Here is a 19,057-nt window from a genome sequence, read left to right as displayed (position 1 = left end):
GCGGTCGCCGAAGTGGCGGCGCGGGCGGGTGCGGGCGACTCCGGCATCCACCGCCGCCGAGGCACCATCGGGGCCTTGCCCACGGAGGTGACCCGGCGGCCCGGCGACGCCCGTGCCCGGGTGCGGGCGGCGGCGCACCGGGCCGTCGCCGAGCTGGTCGCCCGCGCGGTTACGGCGACTTCGCGGTCGCCGAAGTGGCGGCGCGGGCGGGTGCGGGCGACTCCGGCATCCACCGCCGCCGAGGCACCATCGGGGCCTTGCCCACGGAGGTGACCCGCACCCTGCCGACCGCCGGGTGCGGGTCACCCATCCCCGACACCGCACACTCGCGGGCGGCCTGCGGGCCCGCGCGGCAGGCGTGGCCCGCGACGTGAGCGGACCCGAAGGGCCCCGGTCCCCGGCCGAACGCGCCGGTCAGATCCGGGAGATGCTCGACCGTGCCGGCACCCGCGGCGCGAGTACCCGCCCGACGCCCGCGAGTTGGTCGGCCGCGTCCTCGCCCCGCTCCACGTCCGCACCCTCTTCGGCACGGGCTCGACCGGCTGTCGGCGCACAGCGGGGCGTGAGCGGGGGCGGCCGGAACCACCGGTCACCCCGCACCCGGTGGCGTCACTCCTCGATCGTGGGACGCGTGCGGCCCGGCTCCGGGAGTTCGCCCAGCTTCGCTCGGGCGTGCAGTACGTCGCTGATGAACAGGTCGTACACCAGGACCCCGATCACACCGCCGATCAGCGGCCCGACTATGGGGATCCAGAAGTAGTTGCTGAACCACGCCCCGTCCCCCGGGAAGGCGTAACCGTCCCATCCGGCGAACCAGGTGAGCAGACGCGGTCCGAAGTCACGGGCCGGGTTGATGGCGTATCCGGCGTTCGCCCCGTAGGACATGCCGACGGCGGCGACGGCGAAGCCGATCACCAGCGGGCCGAGATTCGCCTGCACCGCCGTGTTGCGCAGGTCGATGACCGCCACGACGAACATCACCAGGAAGGCGGTACCGACGATCTGGTCGATCAGCGGCCCCCAGACACCGCCGTGGAAGTACGGCGCCGGAAAGGTGGCGAAGATCGAGAACGTGGCGAGCGTCTTCCCGCCCACATGCGGATCCTTCGAGGCCGTGTCGTACGCGTTGATCGCGTCGTGGTAGACGCCCAGCACCAGCGCCGCCCCGGCGAGCGCGCCGAGGACCTGCGACAGCCAGTACGGGAGGACCTTGATCCAGGGGAACTTGCGGCGCACGGCGAACGCCAGCGTCACCGCCGGGTTGATGTGCGCTCCGCTGACGCCGCCGGCCACGTAGATGCCGAAGACCACGGCCAGGGCCCAGCCCCAGGTGATCAGCAGCCAGTCACCCGCCGCCAGGAAGATCGTCGTGGGTGTCGCGGCACGGCCCGAGCCGGGCAGCGCCGCGACCGCCATCGCCACGACACCGCAACCGAACGAAATGAGGACGAAGGTCCCCAGGAACTCTGCCAGGCACTCGCCCAGCAGGCCTCCGCGGCGCCTGAGCCGCGAGGGCTTTATCAGGGGAGGGATCTCAACAGCCATCTCGACCCCCTTCAGAGGGTGCGCTCCGGTGCGTTCCGGTGCATTCCGGATCTACCACCATCGTTGCGCACGAATTGATTTCCGACACTGCGGAGCAGTCCCCGACGGGTCGAACAAGTGATCGAGAAGGAAGGTGTCCGGGTCAGCTGTCGAGGTCGTCGGCGTAGTGCCGGAAGCCGTGCCGGTCCCGGTGCATGCCCCACAGGGTCTCCGCGAGCACGGCGGGGTCCTTGCGCGGATGCCCCGGCACGATCGAGCCGGGGACGACGAGTTGGGCGACGTGGATGCCCTCCGCGGCGAGCCGGTCGTGCAGCAGATGGCCGTAGGCGCTCTCGGCGGCGAACGCGATGGAGGTGCCCGCGCGCTCCGGGTGCGGGACGACCGCGCTGCCGCCGTTGACGAACAGGATCGTGCCGCGGCCCAGGGCCCGCATGCCGGGCAGCACCTGCTGGACGGCGACGACGGGGCCGTACACCGAGAACTCGACCGGCCCGAGCAGATCCTGGTGCGTGGTCTCCAGCACCGGCCGCATGAAGTCCCGCTGCGGCACCGGGCTGTACTGCAGCACCTCGACCGGCCCGACCTCCTCGCCCGCCGCGGCGAGGGCCGCCGCCAGCGCCTCCGGGTCGCGCACGTCGGCGACGAACCCGCGCGCGGTGATCCCCTCGGCGCCCAGTTCGCCGACGAGGGCGTCCAGCCGGGCCCGGTCGCGGGCGACGAGCGCGACGCCGTACCCCTCACGCCCGAACCGGCGCGCGACGGCCGCACCCAGTCCGGGACCGGCCCCGACAATGGCAATGGTGCTCATGACGCGTGACCGTACTGCCTTCCCGGGGACGCCGCACCCGTAGGCCGAGCCGGGGTCACGCCCCCGGACCCGTCTCAGGCGGCCGGTGCGGGTGCGACCGGCGCGGCGGTGTCCGCAGCCCCGCGCTCCACCTGTGCGGCGGTCACCGCGCGTACGACGAACACGGCGGCCACGGCCGCGCCCACCACCGCCGCGTCGGACGCCAGCAGGGGCCACGGCTCCGTGTACGCCCGCTCGATGACCTTGTCCTTCGAGTCCTCGTACACCAGCCCGACCCCGCTGAGCATGCCGACGAGCCACAGCACCCACCAGACGTTCAGGACCAGCGGCGCCGGCTTGCCCCCGGTGCTCCGCTCGTAGACGTCCGCGACCAGTCCGCGGGGCACCCAGAGGTTCACGATGGGCACGATCCAGCCCAGGTAGACCCAGATTCCGAGGTGGCGTGCCGGGCGGCCGGAGAGGATCCGGGCGTTGTCCCGGACCCGCCACAGCCACGACAGGAACGCGAAGGCGCAGATCAGCGCGGCAACCCCGCCGACCGAGACGACGAAGTGGTACGAGTCCTCCAGCGCCGTCAGCACGCGATGGTTGCCGTCGCCCTGGTCCGGCGGCCCGGAGGCGGGCTCCCCCGCCACGGCGAGCCGGATCTCCCACACCGCCCGGACCACCCAGGCGGCACCGGCGAGCAGAAGAGCGGCGACGGCGACCTGGGCGGCACCTCGGACCGGCCGCAGGACGGGGGGTTGCGGGGACTGCGCTATGTGGTCGTTCACCCGCGCATCCTGCCTCATGGAACGGGACCCGAGCCAGGCGACATGCCCATGACCGGCCGGCACGGTCGGACCGCCTTCGTACGACGCCGAACCACCCGTCGTGGGTGAGGCCGCCCCCCGTTCGGCCGAGGGACGCTGCCCCTGCGCGGCCCCGGTGTCGGCGGGTCCGCGCGGCTGCATGGCCTGCATGGCCTGCATGGCCTGCATGGCCTGCGTGGCGGAAGGGACGGTGGACGATGGCCGACGAGAGAGCCGAGCGCATCGCGGACTTCATAGAGCCCCTGCGGGTTCCGCCCGGCACCAAGGTGCATCTGGCGGAGGACTTCGACCCCGGCTACAAGACGGCGGGCGCCCGCAAGAACAAGGAGGGCGTCGAACTGCTCCGCAACGGCATCGAACTGCTCTCCGACTACCAGCAGCGGCTGGCCGCCCAGGACACCTACGGGGTCCTCATGTGTCTGCAGGCGCTGGACGCGGCCGGCAAGGACGGGACGATCCGCCATGTGATGAGCGGCGTCAATCCACAGGGTGTGCGCGTCACCAGTTTCAAGGTGCCCTCGGCCGAGGAGCTCGACCACGACTTCCTGTGGCGCTACAACCGGCATCTGCCGCGGCGCGGCGAGATCGGGATCTTCAACCGCTCCCACTACGAGGAGGTCCTCGTCGTACGGGTGCATCCCGAGAACCTCCACCGGCAGAAGCTGCCGGAGGCGGCCCGGCGCGGAGACGTGTGGGAGCGGCGGTACCGGGAGATCAACGACTGGGAGCGCTATCTCACCGACAACGGCTTCAGGGTCGTGAAGATGTTCCTGAACCTGTCGAAGGAGGAGCAGCGCATCCGCTTCCTCAAGCGCATCGACGTGCCCGAGCGGAACTGGAAGTTCTCGCCCGCCGACGCCCGGGAGAGGGCCCGCTGGGACGACTACCAGCGGGTGTTCTCCGAGATGCTGTCCGCCACCAGCACACGCTGGGCGCCCTGGTACGTCATACCGGCCGACCACAAGTGGTTCGCGCGCGTCTGCGCCGCCGCGGTGCTGGCGCACACCCTGATCGGCATCGATCCCCGGTACCCGCAGGTCAGCGATGAGACCCGGCACGAACTGGCCGTGGTGAAGCGGGAGCTGGAGCACGAGGCGCCCAAGGGTGCCGCCGACGACCCGTACGCCGCCTCGGTCTCGTCCGGGGGATCCGGCAAGAAGGGCTGAATGAGGCTGGAACAAGAAGGGCTGGAAGAGGCCGGAAGAGGCTGGAAGAAGGGCTGAGAGGAGGCCCGCGCCATGACCGCGCAGACGGATGCCCCGCACGATGGGGCGACGCAGGACCGGGCGTGGTACGCGCGCCCGCCGCAGGAGGTCGCCGCCGCGTTCGGGGTGGATCCGGCCGTGGGACTGTCCTCGGCGCGGGCGGCCGAACTCCTGGCGCAGAACGGCCCGAACGCGCTCCCGGAGGAGAAAACCCTGCCGGGCTGGCGCCGCTATCTGGCCCAGTACCGCAGCTACATGCAACTGGTCCTGGTCGCCGCCGCCGTGGTGTCCTTCCTGATCGCGGAGTGGAACACGGGCATCCTGCTGCTCGTGCTGACGGTCCTCAACGCGGTCGTCGGCATGCGGCAGGAGGGCAAGGCCGAGAGCGCCATGAACGCGCTCAAGTCGATGCTGCAGGCGACCGCACGGGTGCGCAGGGACGCGGCGGAATCGGAGATCCCGGCCGAGGAGGTCGTCGTCGGCGACGTCGTGCTCCTGGCCGCGGGGGACGAGGTCCCCGCCGACGGCCGGATCGTCGCGGCCAGCGCCCTGCAGATCGACGAGTCGGCACTGACGGGCGAGAGCGTGCCGGTCGCCAAGGACCCCTCGACCCTGGCCGGCGGCGATCTGGCACCGGGCGACCGCACGAACATGGCGTTCATGAACACGCCGGTCACGCACGGCAGCGCGACGGTGATCGTCACGGACACCGGCGCCGGCACCGAACTCGGCCGTATCTCCGGGATGCTGTCGGCGACGCCCCGCGAGGCCTCGCCGCTGGACCGGGAGCTCAACCGGCTCACCCTGTGGATCACCGGGGCGGCTGGACTGACGATGATCGTGATGTTCGTCCTGGGGCGCGGCCGCGGCGAGGCGTGGGACGCGCTCTTCGTGAGCGCCGTCTCGCTGGCCATCGCCGCCATTCCGGAGGCCCTGCCCACGGTGACCCAGACCATCCTGTCGATCGGCGGGGTCGACCTGGCCGAGCGTCAGGCGATCGTGAAGGACCTGCCGTCGGTGCAGTCGCTGGGGTTCACCTCGGCCATCAACTCCGACAAGACCGGCACCCTCACCATGAACCAGATGACGGTCGTCGAGGTCCTCGACCCCGGCGACCGCTACACCGTGTCCGGCACCGGGTACGGCCTGGAGGGCAGGATCCACCACGCCGTCGGCAGCAACCCGGGCCTGGAGGACGCGATCCTGCCGTATGTGCTGGCCAGCGACGCGGGGTTGGTGGACGGCGCGGTGGTCGGCGACCCCACCGAGGGTGCCCTGCTGGTGCTCGGGCACAAGGCCGGGCTGGACATCGACGCCACCCGGGACCGGCTGCCCCGGCTGGCCACGCTGCCGTTCGACCCCTCGTACAAGCTGATGGCCACCTTCCACTCGGCCACGGACGCGGCGGGCCGTCCGGTCGTGCGGTGCTTCGTGAAGGGGGCGGCACCCGCGGTCATGGACCGGGCCGCCACCGCGCTGCGGGACGGTACGAGCGTCCCCTGGGACGAGGAACTGCGGCAGCGGGCCCAGACGCATGTCGAGCGCATGGGCGGCGAGGGCCTGCGGGTGATGGCCGCCGCGCGCCGCGACCTCGACCCCGCCGCCTTCGATCCCGCCGGCGACCTGCTCGCCCATGTCACCGACCTGCAGATGACGAGCCTGGTCGGCATGGTCGACCCACCGCGCAAGGAGTCCCGGGCCGCGGTGGCCGACGCGCAGTCCGCGCACATCCGGGTGCGGATGGTGACCGGAGACGACGTCGTGACGGGTGCCGCCATCGCGCGGCAGCTGGGTATCGAGGGCGAGGCCGTGCTGGGCGCCGACTTCGCCGCGCTGCCGGAGAGCGAGCGGCTCGCCCGGATCGACGGGATCGGGGTGGTCGGCCGGGTCGCGCCCGAGCACAAGGTGCTGATCGCCGACACGCTCAAGAAGAAGGGCGATGTGGTGGCCATGACCGGGGACGGTGTCAACGACGCCCCGGCCATCAAGGCGGCCGACATCGGCATCGCCATGGGCTCCGGGACCGAGGTCGCCAAGAACGCCGGGCGGATGGTGCTGGCCGACGACAACTTCGCCACGATCGTCTTCGCGGTGGAGCAGGGCCGCAAGATCTACGACAACCTCACCAAGTACATCCGCTTCGTCCTGGTGCTCCTGGTCGTGTTCGTGCTGACGTTCCTCGGCGCGACCCTGTTCGACATCGCGGCGGGTGAGCCCTTCTCCCCGGCCCAGGTGCTGTGGATCCACTTCTTCGTCAACGCCGCCTTCGGCTTCGCGCTCGGCTTCGACCGGCAGAGCCCGGGGCTCATGGAGCGCCGGCCACGACCGCGCGGCGAGCCCGTGCTGACCCGGGGCGTGATGATCACGGTCGGGCTGTCCGGGCTGGTGATCACGATCGGCCTGCTGGCCCTGATCAAGCTGGGCGAGTCGCACTACGGCAGCACCGCCGTCGGCCAGTCGATCGCGTTCACCTCCTTCGCGCTCTGTCTGATCGTGGCCGCGCTGGAGTGCCGCAGCGAGACGGAGACCGTCCTGACCACCGCGAGCTTCGACAGCAAACAGATGAACTGGGCGATGCTCGTGGAACTCGCGCTCGCGGTGCTGGTCACGCAGATGGACGGGTTCCAGCGGCTCCTGGGTACGACTCAGATCACCGCGCGGCAGTTCGGCTGGGCCCTGGTACCGCCGCTGGTCCTGCTGATCCTGTGGGAACTGGGCAAGCTCACGGCCAGACACCTCACCAGAACCACCACACCGGCGTAGGCCCCGCTTCCCGCTCCTCCCTCGGGCACGGCACCCCGGCCGCAGGACCCGACGCCTGTCGGCGCTCCCGTCGACACCGGCCGGAACGGTGGGCGCGGCCGCCTCGACCACCACCTCCCACGGCGAGCGCGCACCGCTCACCAGCTCAGGCACGGCGCCCGGCCGCAGCGCCGGCCGCAGGACCCGCCGCCAGTCGGCGCTCCCCGTCGACACCGACCGGGACAGTGGGTGTGGCCGCCTCGACCACCACCTCCCTCGCGGTCAGCCGCGTCAGACCCGGCGGCCGCTCCCCCTCAGGCACGACACCCCGGCCGCAGCGCCAGTCGTAGCACCCGGCGCCAGTCGGCCGTCGGTCTGCTTGCCGGGGCACCGGGGCGACGGCGTGGTACCCGTACCCGCAGTGCCCCGGGGACGATGCGGCACACGACGGGTGCGGGCAGCATGGTGTGCTCCCCGTCCACGCCGACCGGGACGGTGGGTGTGGCCGCCTCGACCACCACCTCCCTCGCGGTCAGCCGCGTCAGGCCCGGCGAGCGCGCGCCGCTCACCAGCCGTGCCGCCTGAGCCGTACTGCCGATCCGCACGCACACCACGCCCAGCAGCCCGGAGTCCAGGGACTCCCTGCGGCCCGGGCGGGAGGCGTCGGCGGCGCGCCGGTAGGGGTTGTTGCTGACGAGCAGCGCCTGCAGCCCGTCGAGGTGCCGCTTTCCCGACCGCATCCCCAGCCGGGGCGCCTCATCGCCGGTGAGGAGGTCGGGCAGGGTGCGCAGGACCGTGCGCAGTTTCCGGTTCCGGTAGGCGGCCTCGCCCACCACGGCCGCGTACGTGCCGAACGAGGCGTTGTTGACGAACACCCGGTCGGCGGCGAACCCGAGGTCGACCCGGAGTTCCTCGCCGTCGGTCAGCGCCTCCAGGGAGGCAGCCGGGTCCTCTCGGTCGAGGCCGAGGTCGAGGGCGAAGTGGTTGCGGGTACCGGCCGGAATCACCACGAAGGGCAGGTCGTGGTCGGCCGCGACCTCCGCCACCAGGGCCTGTGTGCCGTCCCCGCCGGCCACGCCCAGCAGGTCCGCGCCCTCCGCCACCGCGCGCCGGGCCAGCTCCGCCACGTCCGGGTGCTGCGAGGGGTCCAGCAGGACGACCCGGGCGCCCGCCGCCCGGGCCCGCTCGGCCAGATGGAAGCGGGCCACCTTGCCGCCGCCGGCGTTCGGGTTCATCAGGAGCCACGCAGCGCGCGGCGGCTCGGCGGGGCCCGTGTCACAGTGGCGCCCGGAGGCCACTCCCGAGGGCGTCAGGGCGATCCGCGCGGCCGTGACCGCCAGTATCCACAGGCCCAGGGAGAGGGAGGCCTCCCAGATCAGCCCGTGTGCGGCGAACAGGACGAGGACCGCGAGCGGGGCGGCCACCGCCAGCAGCATCCCCACGGCCCGTACGACGCCGGTGTGCGCGAGGGCCCACCACAGCCCGACGGCGGTGAGGGCCAGCCCCGCGAGGCCGGCCAGCGCCCACAGCACGCTCTTCAGCCCGGCCGCCAGCAGCGGCACCAGTACGCCGGCCGCCAGGGCGAGCAGGGCCAGCCGAGCCCATCCGGTGTTCCGGCCGCCGCTCACGTTCGTTTCATCTCGGGGAACGGCCGCTCAGCACCATTTCCTTGGCCCGGCGGAACTCGTCCTCCGTAATGTCACCGTGGTTGCGCAGTTCGGACAGCTTGGCGAGCTCGTCCGAGCTGCTGGGCCGGCTCTGCGGGGCCGTCATCTCACGGACGTACGAGTCGAAGGCCTCCTGCCGCTCGCGCGCCTCGGCGAGTTCGCGCTGCCCCATGCCCTTGCCGCGGGCGATGACATAGACCAGGACGCCGACGAAGGGCAGCACGATGGCGAACACCAGCCAGCCCGCCTTAGCCCAGCCGCTCAGGGAGTCGTCCCGGAACACGTCCACGATCACCTTGAAGAGCAGGACGAACCACATCACCAGCAGGACGAACCACAGCATCGTCCAGAACGCGCTCAGCAGCGGATAGTCGTACGCGAGGTACACCGTGTCCACGTCTTCCCTCCGGGTTTCCCGCCGCCCCGGGCGGTCACCCGGCCGCGGCTGTCTGCTGCCCTCAGCCTGCGCACGGCAGGTGCGTCATGGCCTCACCCGAAGCGGGTGAGGACGGGGCAGCCGGGCGTTGCGCCGTACGGCTGACGTCGACATGCGGTGGCGCCGATCCGGATCTTGACTGGGAGGGACAGCCTGGCCGGGTGACACCGATGGAGGCGTACATGATGGCGGGTTATCGAACGGGGGCGGCGCTGGTGCTGGCGGCGGCGTTGGGCACGGCACTGAGCGGCTGCTCCGACGGCGGCAACGCGTCGTCCACCGCGAGCAAGGCCGCGTCGGCCGCCGTCAGCAAGGCGGCGTCGGCCGCGTCCTCCCTCGCCTCGAAGGGCCAGGACGTGGTCGCGTCGGCGTCCGCGGAGGCCCGGCGGCGGCTCGCCGAGGTGAAGAACGGTGTCAACGCCAAGGACGAGGTGAAGCTCGGCACGCCCGCCACCGCCTCCGACGGCCGCACCACGGTGGAGGTCACGGCGAACAACACGGCGGACTCCGCCAAGTCCTTCGCCGTCCAGGTCAGTTTCAAGGACACGGGCGGCAACCTCCTCGACACGGTGGTCGTCACCATCACGGACGTGGCGGCGGGCAGGACCGGGACGGGGACGGCCCGCAGCACGCACAACCTCTCGGGCGAGGTGAAGACGGAGGTGGGGACGGCCCTGCGCTACTGACCGCCCCCGACCCGGCTCAGGCCATCCGCTGAAGCCATCCGCTCAGGCCATCCAGAAGAAGACGGCCGTCATCCGCTTCTCCTCCAGCGTCCTGCCGGAGTAACCGGTCGCGCTGTGCACGAGGTTGGCGTTGTAGAGGAGCAGCCGGTTGTACTTGTGCGGAACCCGTACGTCCTCCTCGAACGCGCCGGGCGCCACGAACCGCGTCCCCAGGGCCTCGACGAGGTTGTTGTGCGGGGCCTGGACGACGTTGCCGCCGAGGCGTCCGCCGGGCATCGACTGCCGGTAGAAACTGGTCCCGCAGTCCTTGGGCACACCGGGGTTGAGATACAGCACGGCGGCATACCGGCACAGCGCACGCGAGTCGGTGTGCGGCCGGGGCTCGCTCTCGCCCTCGCCCACCACCTGCACGCAGTTGTGGTTGAGGGTCCCGCCGCCGGGCGCCTGCTGCACCCACAGTTCCTTGGCGCCGGTGGCCTTCTTCACCAGCCGCTCCACCCGGCCCAGTTCGGCGGGTTCGAGCCCGGGCATGGTGCGCAGTCCCGGCCAGGTCTCCGAGGTGTACGGATACCCCTTGACCCAGTCGTCCTTGCCGAGACACCGCTCCCGCACGGCGTCCACATCGGGCAGCACATCGTCCAGCACCCAGTAGTCACGGCCCTTGGTGGGCTTGCGATAGGGCAGGACGGGAAGAGAAGCGGGAACTCTCGGGGGAGGTTGTGGGGGCATGCCGCGAATCTAGGTCGGGGGCTCACCAGGACTCTCCCGCAAGCGGGTCAACATTCCGTCAACCGGGGCCGGTTCACACCCGGGCAGAGTTTTTGCCAAATCAAAAGACTCCCGGCCCTTCGTGATCCGTACTGCTGAAGGGATCCACGACCGGCAGGAGGCATGGTGCGCTTTTCGCGGAACGCGACGGGAACTCTCTTCGTGGGCGGTGCCCTGAGCCTGACCCTGGGGGCGCTCCTTTACCCGAGCATGCTGGGGGTGAGCAAGGTCTCCAGTTCGCCGGACCTCGTCATCGCCCAGACGCAGTGGGGGCCGTTGACCGAGGGCGACCGGGACTTCGTGGTCAAGGTGCGCGCGGCCGGTCTGTGGGAGTACCCGGTCGGTCAGATCGGGCTGCAGAAGGGCACCACGAAGGCGGTCATCACCGCGAGCCAGCACCTGGTCGACGGGCATGCCGCGCTGGACGCCACCTGCCGCAAGATCGCGCCCATGCTGAACATCACCCTGCCCAACATCGCGAGTCCGCAGCAGGAGGGCTTCGTCACCCAGCTGAAGTCCGAGAGCGGCAAGAAGTTCGACTCCGACTTCGCCAACATCCTGCGGATGACGCACGGTTCGATCTTCAACACGGTGGCGAAGATCCGGTCCACCACCAAGAACACGCTCGTGCGCGCCCTGGCCGACCAGGCCAACGACACCGTGCTCGACCACATCACGGTGATGGAGAAGACCGGCCTGGTCGACTTCGACCAGACCATCTTCCAGCAGACCACCCCGCCGAAGCTGCCCGACTCCGACATGACCCCGCCGCCCCCGCCCGCCGGGCAGCCGCAGGTCGTGCTCACCCCACCGCCGAACGCCACCTCCACCCCGGTGGACATCAACGGTCTCGCCGGTGGCGGCGGCGGTGCCGGTGCCGGCGGCGCCACCCCCAGTCCCAGCCCCACGGTGCGCTAGCCGGCGCCCAGCCAGACCGTCGTGTCCCGGTCCAGCCGCCCCTCGCGCAGGGGCGCGCTGGTCAGCAGCACCTCCCCGGGCGGAAGCGGGACCGGCGCGGCGGACAGATTGGTGACACAGCGCCAGGCCTCCGTGCGGGTGAAGTCCAGGACCCCGGCGGCAGCCTCGGGCGCCCAGGTCAGCGTCTCGCCCTCCTGCAGCTTCCGGCGCAGGCGCAGGGCCGTGCGGTAGAGCTCCAGGGTCGAGCCCTCCGTACCGGACTGCGCCTGCACGGCGTACGCGGAGAAGGACGCCGGCTGCGGCAGCCAGGCCCCGCCCGGCCCGAAGCCGTACGACGGCCCGGTCCTGGTCCACGGCAGCGGCACCCGGCAGCCGTCCCGGCCCTTGCGGACGCGGCCCGTCTGCTCCCAGACGGGGTCCTGGAGAACGGGCACGGGCAGGTCCGCCACCTCGGGCAGGCCCAGTTCCTCGCCCTGGTAGAGGTACGACGATCCGGGCAGCGCCAGCATGAGCAGCGCCGCCGCCCGGGCCCGGCGCAGGCCCGCCGCCTCGTCGGTCCGCGGTGCCCGGCCGCCGGAGAGCAGCCAGGCGTTCTCGTCCGTGCCGGGCGGCAGGATCAGCCGGGAGGCGTGGCGCACCACGTCGTGGTTGGACAGGACCCAGGTGGCGGAGGCCCCGACGGTGCGGGCCGTGGCCAGTGAGGCGCCGATCGCCTCGCGCAGCGCGTCCGCGTCCCAGCCCGTCTGCAGATACTCGAAGTTGAAGGCCTGGCCCAGTTCGTCCGGCCGGGCGTACAGCGCGCGCCGGGCGTCCGGCACCCAGGCCTCGGCGACCGCCGTGCGGGGCGGGGAGTAGGCGTCGAGGACCTTGCGCCAGTCCCGGTAGATCTCGTGGACCTCGTCGCGGTCCCAGTACGGGTGCGTGCCGGGCACCGCCCGGTCCAGGGCCTCCTCACCCGTCGCGCCCACGTCGCCGACGTCCCGCAGCGGGTCGGTGAGGTCCTTGGCCAGACCGTGCGCCACGTCGACGCGGAAGCCGTCGACGCCCCGGTCGCACCAGAAGCGCAGGGTCGTACGGAAGTCGGCGCGGACCTCCTCGTTGTCCCAGTCGAGGTCGGGCTGTTCGGGGGCGAAGAGGTGGAGGTACCAGTCGCCGTCGGAAACTCGGCGCCAGGCACTGCCGCCGAAGACCGACTGCCAGTCGGTGGGCGGGAGTTCGCCGTGCGTGCCGCGGCCGGGGCGGAAGACGTAGCGGTCGCGGGCCGGGGAGCCGGGGCCCGCGCGCAGGGCCTCCTGGAACCAGGGGTGCAGATGCGAGGTGTGGTTGGGCACGAGGTCGACGATCACCTTGAGGCCCAGGCGGTGGGCCTCGGCAACCATGGCGTCGAAGTCGTCCAGGGTGCCCAGGCGCGGGTCCACGTCGCGGTGGTCGGCGACGTCGTAGCCGCCGTCGGCAAGTTCGGAGGGGTAGAAGGGGCTGAGCCACAGGGCGTCGACGCCGAGGGCGGCCAGGTGGTTCAGGCGCTGGGTGACGCCCTTGATGTCGCCCAGCCCGTCGCCGTCCGCGTCGGCGAAGCTGCGTGGATAGACCTCCTTCCGGAAGGAGCCCGCGTGACCGACCCTTCCCCCAGGAACCCCGACTGGTGGCGGCAGGCCGTCATCTACCAGTGACGGGCGCGTCAACTCCCCCTGCATCGGCGCAGGTTGACAGGTCTAAACCGCGGGAACCACCATGTGCTCACGCTGTGCCGCATGTGACCAATGGGGCCGGTGTTTCCTTGCCGCTCTCTTCGAGCTCCTGAGATGGGATACGTATGTCCATAGCCAGACGTGTCACCGTGCGCCGCCTGCTGGGGACGGGCGCCGCGTCGCTCGCCCTGTGCGCGGCCTCCGTCGCCGCCGCATCCGGCGCCTGGGCCCAGGGCACGCCCGGCGGTGACGGCTGGAAGTCCGGCGGCACCTACCGGCCCGGCACGGGCGCGGGCACGGAAACGGGCACCGACCGCTGCCAGTTCTCGCTCGACGGCGGCGCCTTCTACGACTCGGTCAAGGTCGACGACCAGAACCTGAAGCCCACCGAGGACGGCAAGGTCCACATCAAGGTCCGTGCCGCCGGCGACGCCACCACCTGCACCGCGTCCCTGGCCTCCTATCTCGCCCACGGTTCCTCCTTCGCCACCTCCGGCGAGCAGGTCTTCGTGGACTTCGACTCAGTGACGGTCAAGCCCGGCCAGACCGACTCCCTCGACATCGCGGTGCCGGACGCGGGCTGCTTCGCCCAGATCGACCTCTACCGCGGCGCGGTGAAGTTCGACGGCAAGGCGGACGCGAACGACGGCTTCGAGCACGGCGATCTGCCCAAGGGCCCGGACCACCCGGTCATCAAGGACAAGCTGATCGCGGCCTGGAACGGCGGCACCAAGGACTGCACGACGACCGGGTCGCAGCCCCCGGCCACCCCCACCCCGTCCGCCCCGGAGTCCGGACAGCCCTCGACCCCGGCCGAGGAGTCGACACCGCCCGCGACGGACACCCCGTCGACCGAGCCCCCCACCCCGAGCGCCTCCGAGTCGACCCCCGCCCCGGCCCCCACGCCGAACGGCGGCGGCGGTGACCTCGCGAAGACCGGCGGCGGCAGCTCCAGCGGCATCATCGCGGGCAGCGCAGCGGTGCTCCTCACGGGCGGCGCCGCGATCGTCTTCGCAACGAAGCGCCGCCGCACGGCCCGCTCCTGAACCACCCCCGAAACGAACGCCCCGGAGACCCCCGCTCCGGGGCGTTCGGCCTTACGGTGGCCATATGACCGGCAGTCCGAAAGACGTCGTCGAGGCCGTGTTCCGGCACTATCTCGCCCAGGACCGCGCCGCGGCCCTGCCCCTCTACGCCGACGACTTCACCTTCACCAGCCCGCAGGACGACCACATCGACAGGGCCGCGTTCTTCGACCGGTGCTTCCCGACGGCCGGCCGGCTCAGGGAACAGCGGCTGCTGCGCGTCACCCCGGCCGACGACGAACTGGTCTTCGCCTACTACGAGTACGAGCTGGAGACCGGCGCCCGGTACCGCAACGTCGAGGCGATCACGGTGCGGGGCGGCCTCGTCCGGGAAGTGCAGGTGTTCTTCGGCGGCGAGGTGTGACCGTCCGCTAGGCCCGCTCCACGGTCTCCAGGTAGAGCTTCACATAGCGCTCCACGTCCACGTCCAACGCCACGTCCACCAAGGGCTGTTCGCGTACGCCGTGGTGGATCTCGGACTCCCCGGGACGTGGCCGGCGGTCGACGATCGTCTGGCCGCGGGCCGGGCCCGGGGCGAGGGAGACCTCGACCGGCAGCGGGCGGGTGGCGATGCCGGCCGGGTCGGCGACCGCGCACACGGCGCCCGCGTCACCGAGCCCGCCCGCCGGGTCGTCGCCGTCCGGGTCGGGGGCGGAGGGGCGGTGGGCCAGCAGCTCACCGGCGAGCCGGGTGCCCGGTTCCGCGCTCGCCCGCAGCCGCCGCACCTCGGCGCCCGGGACCACGACCCGGGTGAACACGTCGAGCCCGTACATGGTGATCGGCACCCCCGCGGTGAGCAGGATCGCGGCCGCTTCCGGGTCGTGCCAGACGTTGAACTCCGCGACCGGCGTGGCGTTCCCGGTGGCCACCGCGCCGCCCATGAACACGATCCGCTCGATGTTGCCGGTCACCTCCGGGTGGGTGCGCAGGAGCAGCGCGATGTTCGTCAGGGGCGCGGTCGGGATCAGGGTCACCGGGCGCGGCGAGGCGAGGATCTCGCGGCGCAGCAGGGTCACCGCGTCCACGTCGGCCGGGGCACGGGCGGGCGCGGGCAGCCCGAGGTCGCCCATCCCGTCCTCCCCGTGCACATGCCGGGCCGAGCGGGCCGGTTCGATCAGCGGCCGCGCGGCACCGCGGGCGACGGGGACGTCACGGGCGCCCGCCTGCTCCAGCACGGTCAGGGTGTTGCGGACCACCCCGTCCACGTTCGTGTTCCCGGCGACACAGGTGACGGCGCGCAGGTCCAGGCCGGGGTGGCGGACGGCGAACAGCAGGGCCAGGGCGTCGTCGACGCCGGTGTCGCAGTCGATGATCACGGGGATGGTCGTCCGGTCGGTCACGGCGGGGGCTCCTTCTCTGGTCCCTCGTGCCTCTTCCCTCGCCCCGACCCTATGCGCCCCTCAGTCCCACAGCGCGGTCCCGCGGGCCCCGACCCGGGCGGCGATCCGGTCCAGGAGTTCGGCGACGGGCAGGGTTCCCGGCCGGCGGCCGTCCCGCAGCCGCAGGGCCGCCGCGTCGCCGTCGGCCTCGCGCGCGCCGATCACGGCCTGGTACGGGACCAGGCGCGCCGCCCGGATCCGGGCGCCGAGGCTGCCCTGCCCGAAAGCGGCGAGCTCGGCCCGCAGCCCCCGCGCGACGGCTTCCCGCACCACGGCCTCCGCGCGCGCGGACTGCTCGTCCGCGACCGGCAGCACCACCAGTTGCACGGGCGCCAGCCAGGCCGGGAAGGCCCCGCCGTGCTCCTCGACGAGGTGCGCCACGGCCCGCTCCACGCTGCCGATGACGCTGCGGTGCACCATCACCGGCCGGTGCTTCGCCCCGTCGGGGCCGATGTAGTGCAGGTCGAAGCGCTCGGGCTGGTGGAAGTCGATCTGGACGGTGGAGAGGGTGGACTCACGGCCCGCGGGGTCGGCGATCTGCACGTCGATCTTAGGGCCGTAGAAGGCGGCCTCGCCCTCCGCCTCCTCGTAGTCCACGCCGGACTCGGCCAGGACCTCCTTCAGCAGCGCGGTGGCCCGCTGCCACAGCGCCGGGTCGGCGACGTACTTGCCGCCCTCGCCCGGGAGGGAGAGGCGGTACCGGGCGGCGCGGATGCCGAGGTCGGCGTAGGCGCGGGCGATCAGCTCCAGGGCGGCGCGGGCCTCCTGGACCGCCTGGTCCAGGGTGCAGAAGATGTGCGCGTCGTTGAGCTGGATCGCGCGGACCCGGGTGAGCCCGCCGAGCACACCGGACAGCTCGGAGCGGTACATGCCGCCCAGCTCGGCGATGCGCAGGGGCAGTTCGCGGTAGCTGTGGGAGCGGGAGCGGTAGATCAGGGCGTGGTGGGGACAGAGGCTCGGGCGCAGGACGACCTGCTCGGAACCCAGCTCCATCGGCGGGAACATGTCGTCGCTGTAGTGGTCCCAGTGCCCGGAGATCTCGTACAGCTCCCGCTTCCCGAGCACGGGCGAGTACACGTGCCGGTACCCGGCCGCGCGTTCCGCGTCCCGGACGTACTCCTCCAGGGTGTGGCGTACGACGGCGCCGTCGGGCAGCCAGTAGGGCAGCCCGGCGCCCATCAGCGGGTCGGTGTCGAACAGGTCGAGCTCTCGGCCGAGCCGGCGGTGGTCGTGCACGGTGGTCTCCTCGGTGCGGGAGGCGAAACCCCGTGAGCACGGCAAAGCCCCGGGGCACTCGCCCCGGGGCTTCGGACTGGGTCAGCTGTCAGCGCGCCGGGACACTCTCCGGCGTCGTCGTGCGGAAGGGGTACGACAGGGTGCGCTGCATGGGCCGAAGCTAACAGGGCGCGGACGCACGGTCGATCGGTTTTCCGTACCGGACGCCGCGCCTCACCCGGACGGCTCGTCGCGCTGGTGGCCGGGGCCGAGGGGTGGTGCCGTGAGATCAACACACGTACCCGGTCCCGGCACGCTCAGGAGGCCCCGCCATGTCCGTCCGCCCGGCCCCTCGCCTCGCCGCCTCCCTGTTCGCCGTCGGTGTGCTGGTCACGGCCTCCGGCTGTCTGGCAGGCCATCCGGAGAAGGCGGCCCGGCGGGCGGCCCCCGCCGCCTCCGCCGCCGGACAGCTCTCCCCGTCCGCCGGCCCCGCGCTCACGGCGGCCCAGGCGAGGTCGGCCCTGATCACGGAGGCGGATCTGGGGGTGCCGTGGGGGCCGACCCAGGGGGCCGCCACCTGGCGGGACACGCTGCTGAAGGCGGCCACCACGGCCCCTCAGTGCCAGCAGTTGCTCGACGCCCTGTACGCCGACGAGTTGCTCGGCCAGTCGGCGGGGGCGTACGCCGTGACGGCCCTCGACGACGGCGACGACCAGGCCCAGCTGCGGTACCAGGTGGCCGGCGACCGACGGGCCGACGTGGACCGCACGCTGGCCTGGCTGAGGACGCTGCCGCAGACGTGCGCGCAGTTCTCGGCGGCCACCACCGGCGCGGGGCACCAGACCGTCCAGGTGTACGAGGCCGAGTTGCCGCAGGTCGGGGACGCACGGCAGGGTCTGCGGGTGACGCTGACCGGGCAGACCGTCGACGACGAGGGCGAGGCGGTCACCCTCACCGTGGACGTCGCGGTCGTGCGCGTCGGCGACGACGCGATCGTCCTCACCGAGGGCTCTCTGGGCACCCCGCCCTCCGATGCCGTCGCCCAGGCCCTCGAACTCGGCAGCCGGCGTCTCGCCCAGGTCCGGGAACAGGGACGCGCGCAGGCCTGACCCGGCGCTCAGTCCGCGTACAGGCTTCCGCGGTGCCCGACCAGGTCGTGCGCCACGTCGAGCACCGTACGGCCGCGCGCGAACGCGTATCCGCGCAGCCGGTCGAGCGCCTCGTCCGCGGGGACCCGGAGCTGGGCCATGACCATGCCGACGGCCCGGTGGATCTGGTCGTGGTCCGCCGTCAGACCGCTCAGCCCGCCCCCTCCGGGCGGGTCGGCGCCCTCCTCCGCACCCTCCTGCGCGCGGGGCAGGGCAACGAGGGCGGAGGTCAGGACGCCCGCCAGAACCAGCGCGGTGTGCAGATCGCCGCCGTCCAGATCGCCGGGTTCGGCGCCGTACAGGTCGAGGGTGCCCACGCAGACCGGCTCGACGCCCAGGGGTATCGACGTGACCGCCCGTACCCCGGCGGCCGTCGCCTGATGGGCGAAGACCGGCCAGCGCAGCACGGCCGGGACGGCCGTGAGGTCGCGGGCGAGCACGGGCGCGGCGATCCCGGCGGCGTACAGGCACGGGCCGTCGCCCAGCGTGGTCTGCAGCTCGGCCATGCCCGCCGCCGCCTCGTCGCTCGCCCCGATCCGGAGGGGCAGCCCCCCGACGCACAGCGACACGCTCGCGCCGGTGACCGGCAGCAGTTCCACCGCCAGGGCGCACACCCGTCCGGGCGCGGCCCAGGGCGCCGTGCCCCGCAGCCGTTCGACGATCGCCTCGTCGACCCGCTGCACATGCACCGCCTCCTTCAGCATCGGCACAACCCGAACAGCCCGGGCGGGCGACGCTCCCGTCGGAAGGGGCCTACCGACTACCCCTCATACCGTGGCCGAAACGGCCCCAGCACCCTCACAAGGGCGGCTGCGCCGGCGCCGGGCCGAGGGTCGTGGTGCCCGGGGCCGTACGGTGCCCCAGTCCCGTCCGGTACGCGCCCAATGCGGCCTCCACCCGCCCGGTACGACGCAGCAGATCACCGAGCAGGCGGCACAACGCCATGGCCGCAAAC

Annotated in this window: 18 protein-coding genes; 7 read left to right on the top strand and 11 right to left on the bottom strand. The window is 72.5% G+C overall.

Annotation, left to right across the window (positions count from 1 at the left end):
* The 4 genes from ACZ4EG_RS18875 to ACZ4EG_RS18860 form a co-directional block, all read right to left on the bottom strand.
* Positions 1–233: hypothetical protein (locus ACZ4EG_RS18875; RefSeq protein ID WP_467791333.1), on the bottom strand; the 233-nt coding region annotated here is incomplete at its 3' end.
* Positions 234–609: 376 nt separating this feature from the next.
* Complete coding sequence (locus tag ACZ4EG_RS18870) at positions 610–1,545, bottom strand: MIP/aquaporin family protein (RefSeq protein WP_390708217.1); 936 nt, start codon at positions 1,543–1,545, stop codon at positions 610–612.
* A gap of 142 nt (positions 1,546–1,687) precedes the next feature.
* Positions 1,688–2,353: an SDR family NAD(P)-dependent oxidoreductase gene (locus ACZ4EG_RS18865; RefSeq protein WP_453547187.1), complete on the bottom strand. Its 666-nt coding sequence runs from the start codon at positions 2,351–2,353 to the stop codon at positions 1,688–1,690.
* Positions 2,354–2,427: 74 nt separating this feature from the next.
* Positions 2,428–3,126, bottom strand: a complete 699-nt coding sequence (locus ACZ4EG_RS18860; RefSeq protein WP_453547185.1) for a DUF4328 domain-containing protein — start codon at positions 3,124–3,126, stop codon at positions 2,428–2,430.
* A gap of 236 nt (positions 3,127–3,362) precedes the next feature.
* Here ACZ4EG_RS18860 and ACZ4EG_RS18855 point away from each other — a divergent pair, with 236 nt between their 5' ends.
* Together ACZ4EG_RS18855 and ACZ4EG_RS18850 are read left to right on the top strand one after the other, a co-directional pair.
* Positions 3,363–4,331, top strand: coding sequence for a polyphosphate kinase 2 family protein (locus ACZ4EG_RS18855; RefSeq protein ID WP_467791332.1), 969 nt, complete (start codon positions 3,363–3,365; stop codon positions 4,329–4,331).
* A 72-nt stretch (positions 4,332–4,403) separates the two neighbouring features.
* Positions 4,404–7,133: a cation-translocating P-type ATPase gene (locus ACZ4EG_RS18850; protein WP_467791331.1), complete on the top strand. Its 2,730-nt coding sequence runs from the start codon at positions 4,404–4,406 to the stop codon at positions 7,131–7,133.
* Between the two features lie 293 nt (positions 7,134–7,426).
* Here the strand turns inward: ACZ4EG_RS18850 and ACZ4EG_RS18845 are convergent, their stop codons facing one another.
* Positions 7,427–8,740 carry a diacylglycerol/lipid kinase family protein gene (locus tag ACZ4EG_RS18845; RefSeq protein ID WP_467791330.1) on the bottom strand — a complete coding sequence of 438 codons (1,314 nt, stop codon included), beginning with the start codon at positions 8,738–8,740 and terminating at the stop codon, positions 7,427–7,429.
* 7 nt (positions 8,741–8,747) lie between these two features.
* Entirely contained in the window at positions 8,748–9,122 is a 375-nt protein-coding gene (locus ACZ4EG_RS18840; RefSeq protein WP_467791381.1) for an SHOCT domain-containing protein, read from the bottom strand.
* A 263-nt stretch (positions 9,123–9,385) separates the two neighbouring features.
* Here ACZ4EG_RS18840 and ACZ4EG_RS18835 point away from each other — a divergent pair, with 263 nt between their 5' ends.
* Positions 9,386–9,901, top strand: coding sequence for a hypothetical protein (locus ACZ4EG_RS18835; RefSeq protein WP_467791380.1), 516 nt, complete (start codon positions 9,386–9,388; stop codon positions 9,899–9,901).
* A gap of 42 nt (positions 9,902–9,943) precedes the next feature.
* Here the strand turns inward: ACZ4EG_RS18835 and ACZ4EG_RS18830 are convergent, their stop codons facing one another.
* On the bottom strand, positions 9,944–10,630 hold the full coding sequence (locus tag ACZ4EG_RS18830; protein ID WP_453547176.1) for a DUF6445 family protein: 687 nt from the start codon (positions 10,628–10,630) through the stop codon (positions 9,944–9,946).
* A gap of 162 nt (positions 10,631–10,792) precedes the next feature.
* On the opposite strand from ACZ4EG_RS18830, the gene ACZ4EG_RS18825 reads away from it, so the two are divergent.
* A complete protein-coding gene (locus ACZ4EG_RS18825) occupies positions 10,793–11,587 on the top strand; it encodes a DUF4142 domain-containing protein (protein ID WP_467791329.1) in 795 nt (264 codons plus the stop codon).
* Here the strand turns inward: ACZ4EG_RS18825 and ACZ4EG_RS18820 are convergent.
* On the bottom strand, positions 11,584–13,281 hold the full coding sequence (locus ACZ4EG_RS18820) for a glycoside hydrolase family 13 protein (protein ID WP_467791328.1): 1,698 nt from the start codon (positions 13,279–13,281) through the stop codon (positions 11,584–11,586). The two genes, ACZ4EG_RS18825 and ACZ4EG_RS18820, sit on opposite strands and share 4 nt — an antisense overlap.
* Before the next feature lie 119 nt (positions 13,282–13,400).
* Here ACZ4EG_RS18820 and ACZ4EG_RS18815 point away from each other — a divergent pair, with 119 nt between their 5' ends.
* On the top strand, positions 13,401–14,321 hold the full coding sequence (locus ACZ4EG_RS18815; RefSeq protein WP_453547172.1) for an LAETG motif-containing sortase-dependent surface protein: 921 nt from the start codon (positions 13,401–13,403) through the stop codon (positions 14,319–14,321).
* A 64-nt stretch (positions 14,322–14,385) separates the two neighbouring features.
* A complete protein-coding gene (locus ACZ4EG_RS18810; protein ID WP_453547170.1) occupies positions 14,386–14,724 on the top strand; it encodes a nuclear transport factor 2 family protein in 339 nt (112 codons plus the stop codon).
* 7 nt (positions 14,725–14,731) lie between these two features.
* On the opposite strand, the gene ACZ4EG_RS18805 is transcribed toward ACZ4EG_RS18810, so the two are convergent.
* The gene (locus ACZ4EG_RS18805) at positions 14,732–15,700 is read right to left on the bottom strand and encodes a nucleoside hydrolase (RefSeq protein ID WP_453547167.1); all 969 of its coding nucleotides are present in this window, start codon (positions 15,698–15,700) and stop codon (positions 14,732–14,734) included.
* A gap of 60 nt (positions 15,701–15,760) precedes the next feature.
* The gene (gene thrS / locus ACZ4EG_RS18800; protein WP_467791327.1) at positions 15,761–17,020 is read right to left on the bottom strand and encodes a threonine--tRNA ligase; all 1,260 of its coding nucleotides are present in this window, start codon (positions 17,018–17,020) and stop codon (positions 15,761–15,763) included.
* A gap of 266 nt (positions 17,021–17,286) precedes the next feature.
* Here thrS and ACZ4EG_RS18795 point away from each other — a divergent pair, with 266 nt between their 5' ends.
* On the top strand, positions 17,287–18,063 hold the full coding sequence (locus ACZ4EG_RS18795; protein ID WP_467791326.1) for a hypothetical protein: 777 nt from the start codon (positions 17,287–17,289) through the stop codon (positions 18,061–18,063).
* 8 nt (positions 18,064–18,071) lie between these two features.
* On the opposite strand, the gene ACZ4EG_RS18790 is transcribed toward ACZ4EG_RS18795, so the two are convergent.
* Positions 18,072–18,806, bottom strand: a complete 735-nt coding sequence (locus ACZ4EG_RS18790; RefSeq protein ID WP_453547161.1) for a GAF and ANTAR domain-containing protein — start codon at positions 18,804–18,806, stop codon at positions 18,072–18,074.
* Between the last annotated feature and the right edge of the window lie 251 nt (positions 18,807–19,057).

This window comes from Streptomyces sp. NPDC025638 (assembly GCF_055558775.1).
The sequence above is the reverse complement of the archived record's forward strand: the minus strand, read 5'-3'. Positions and strand labels throughout refer to the sequence as shown.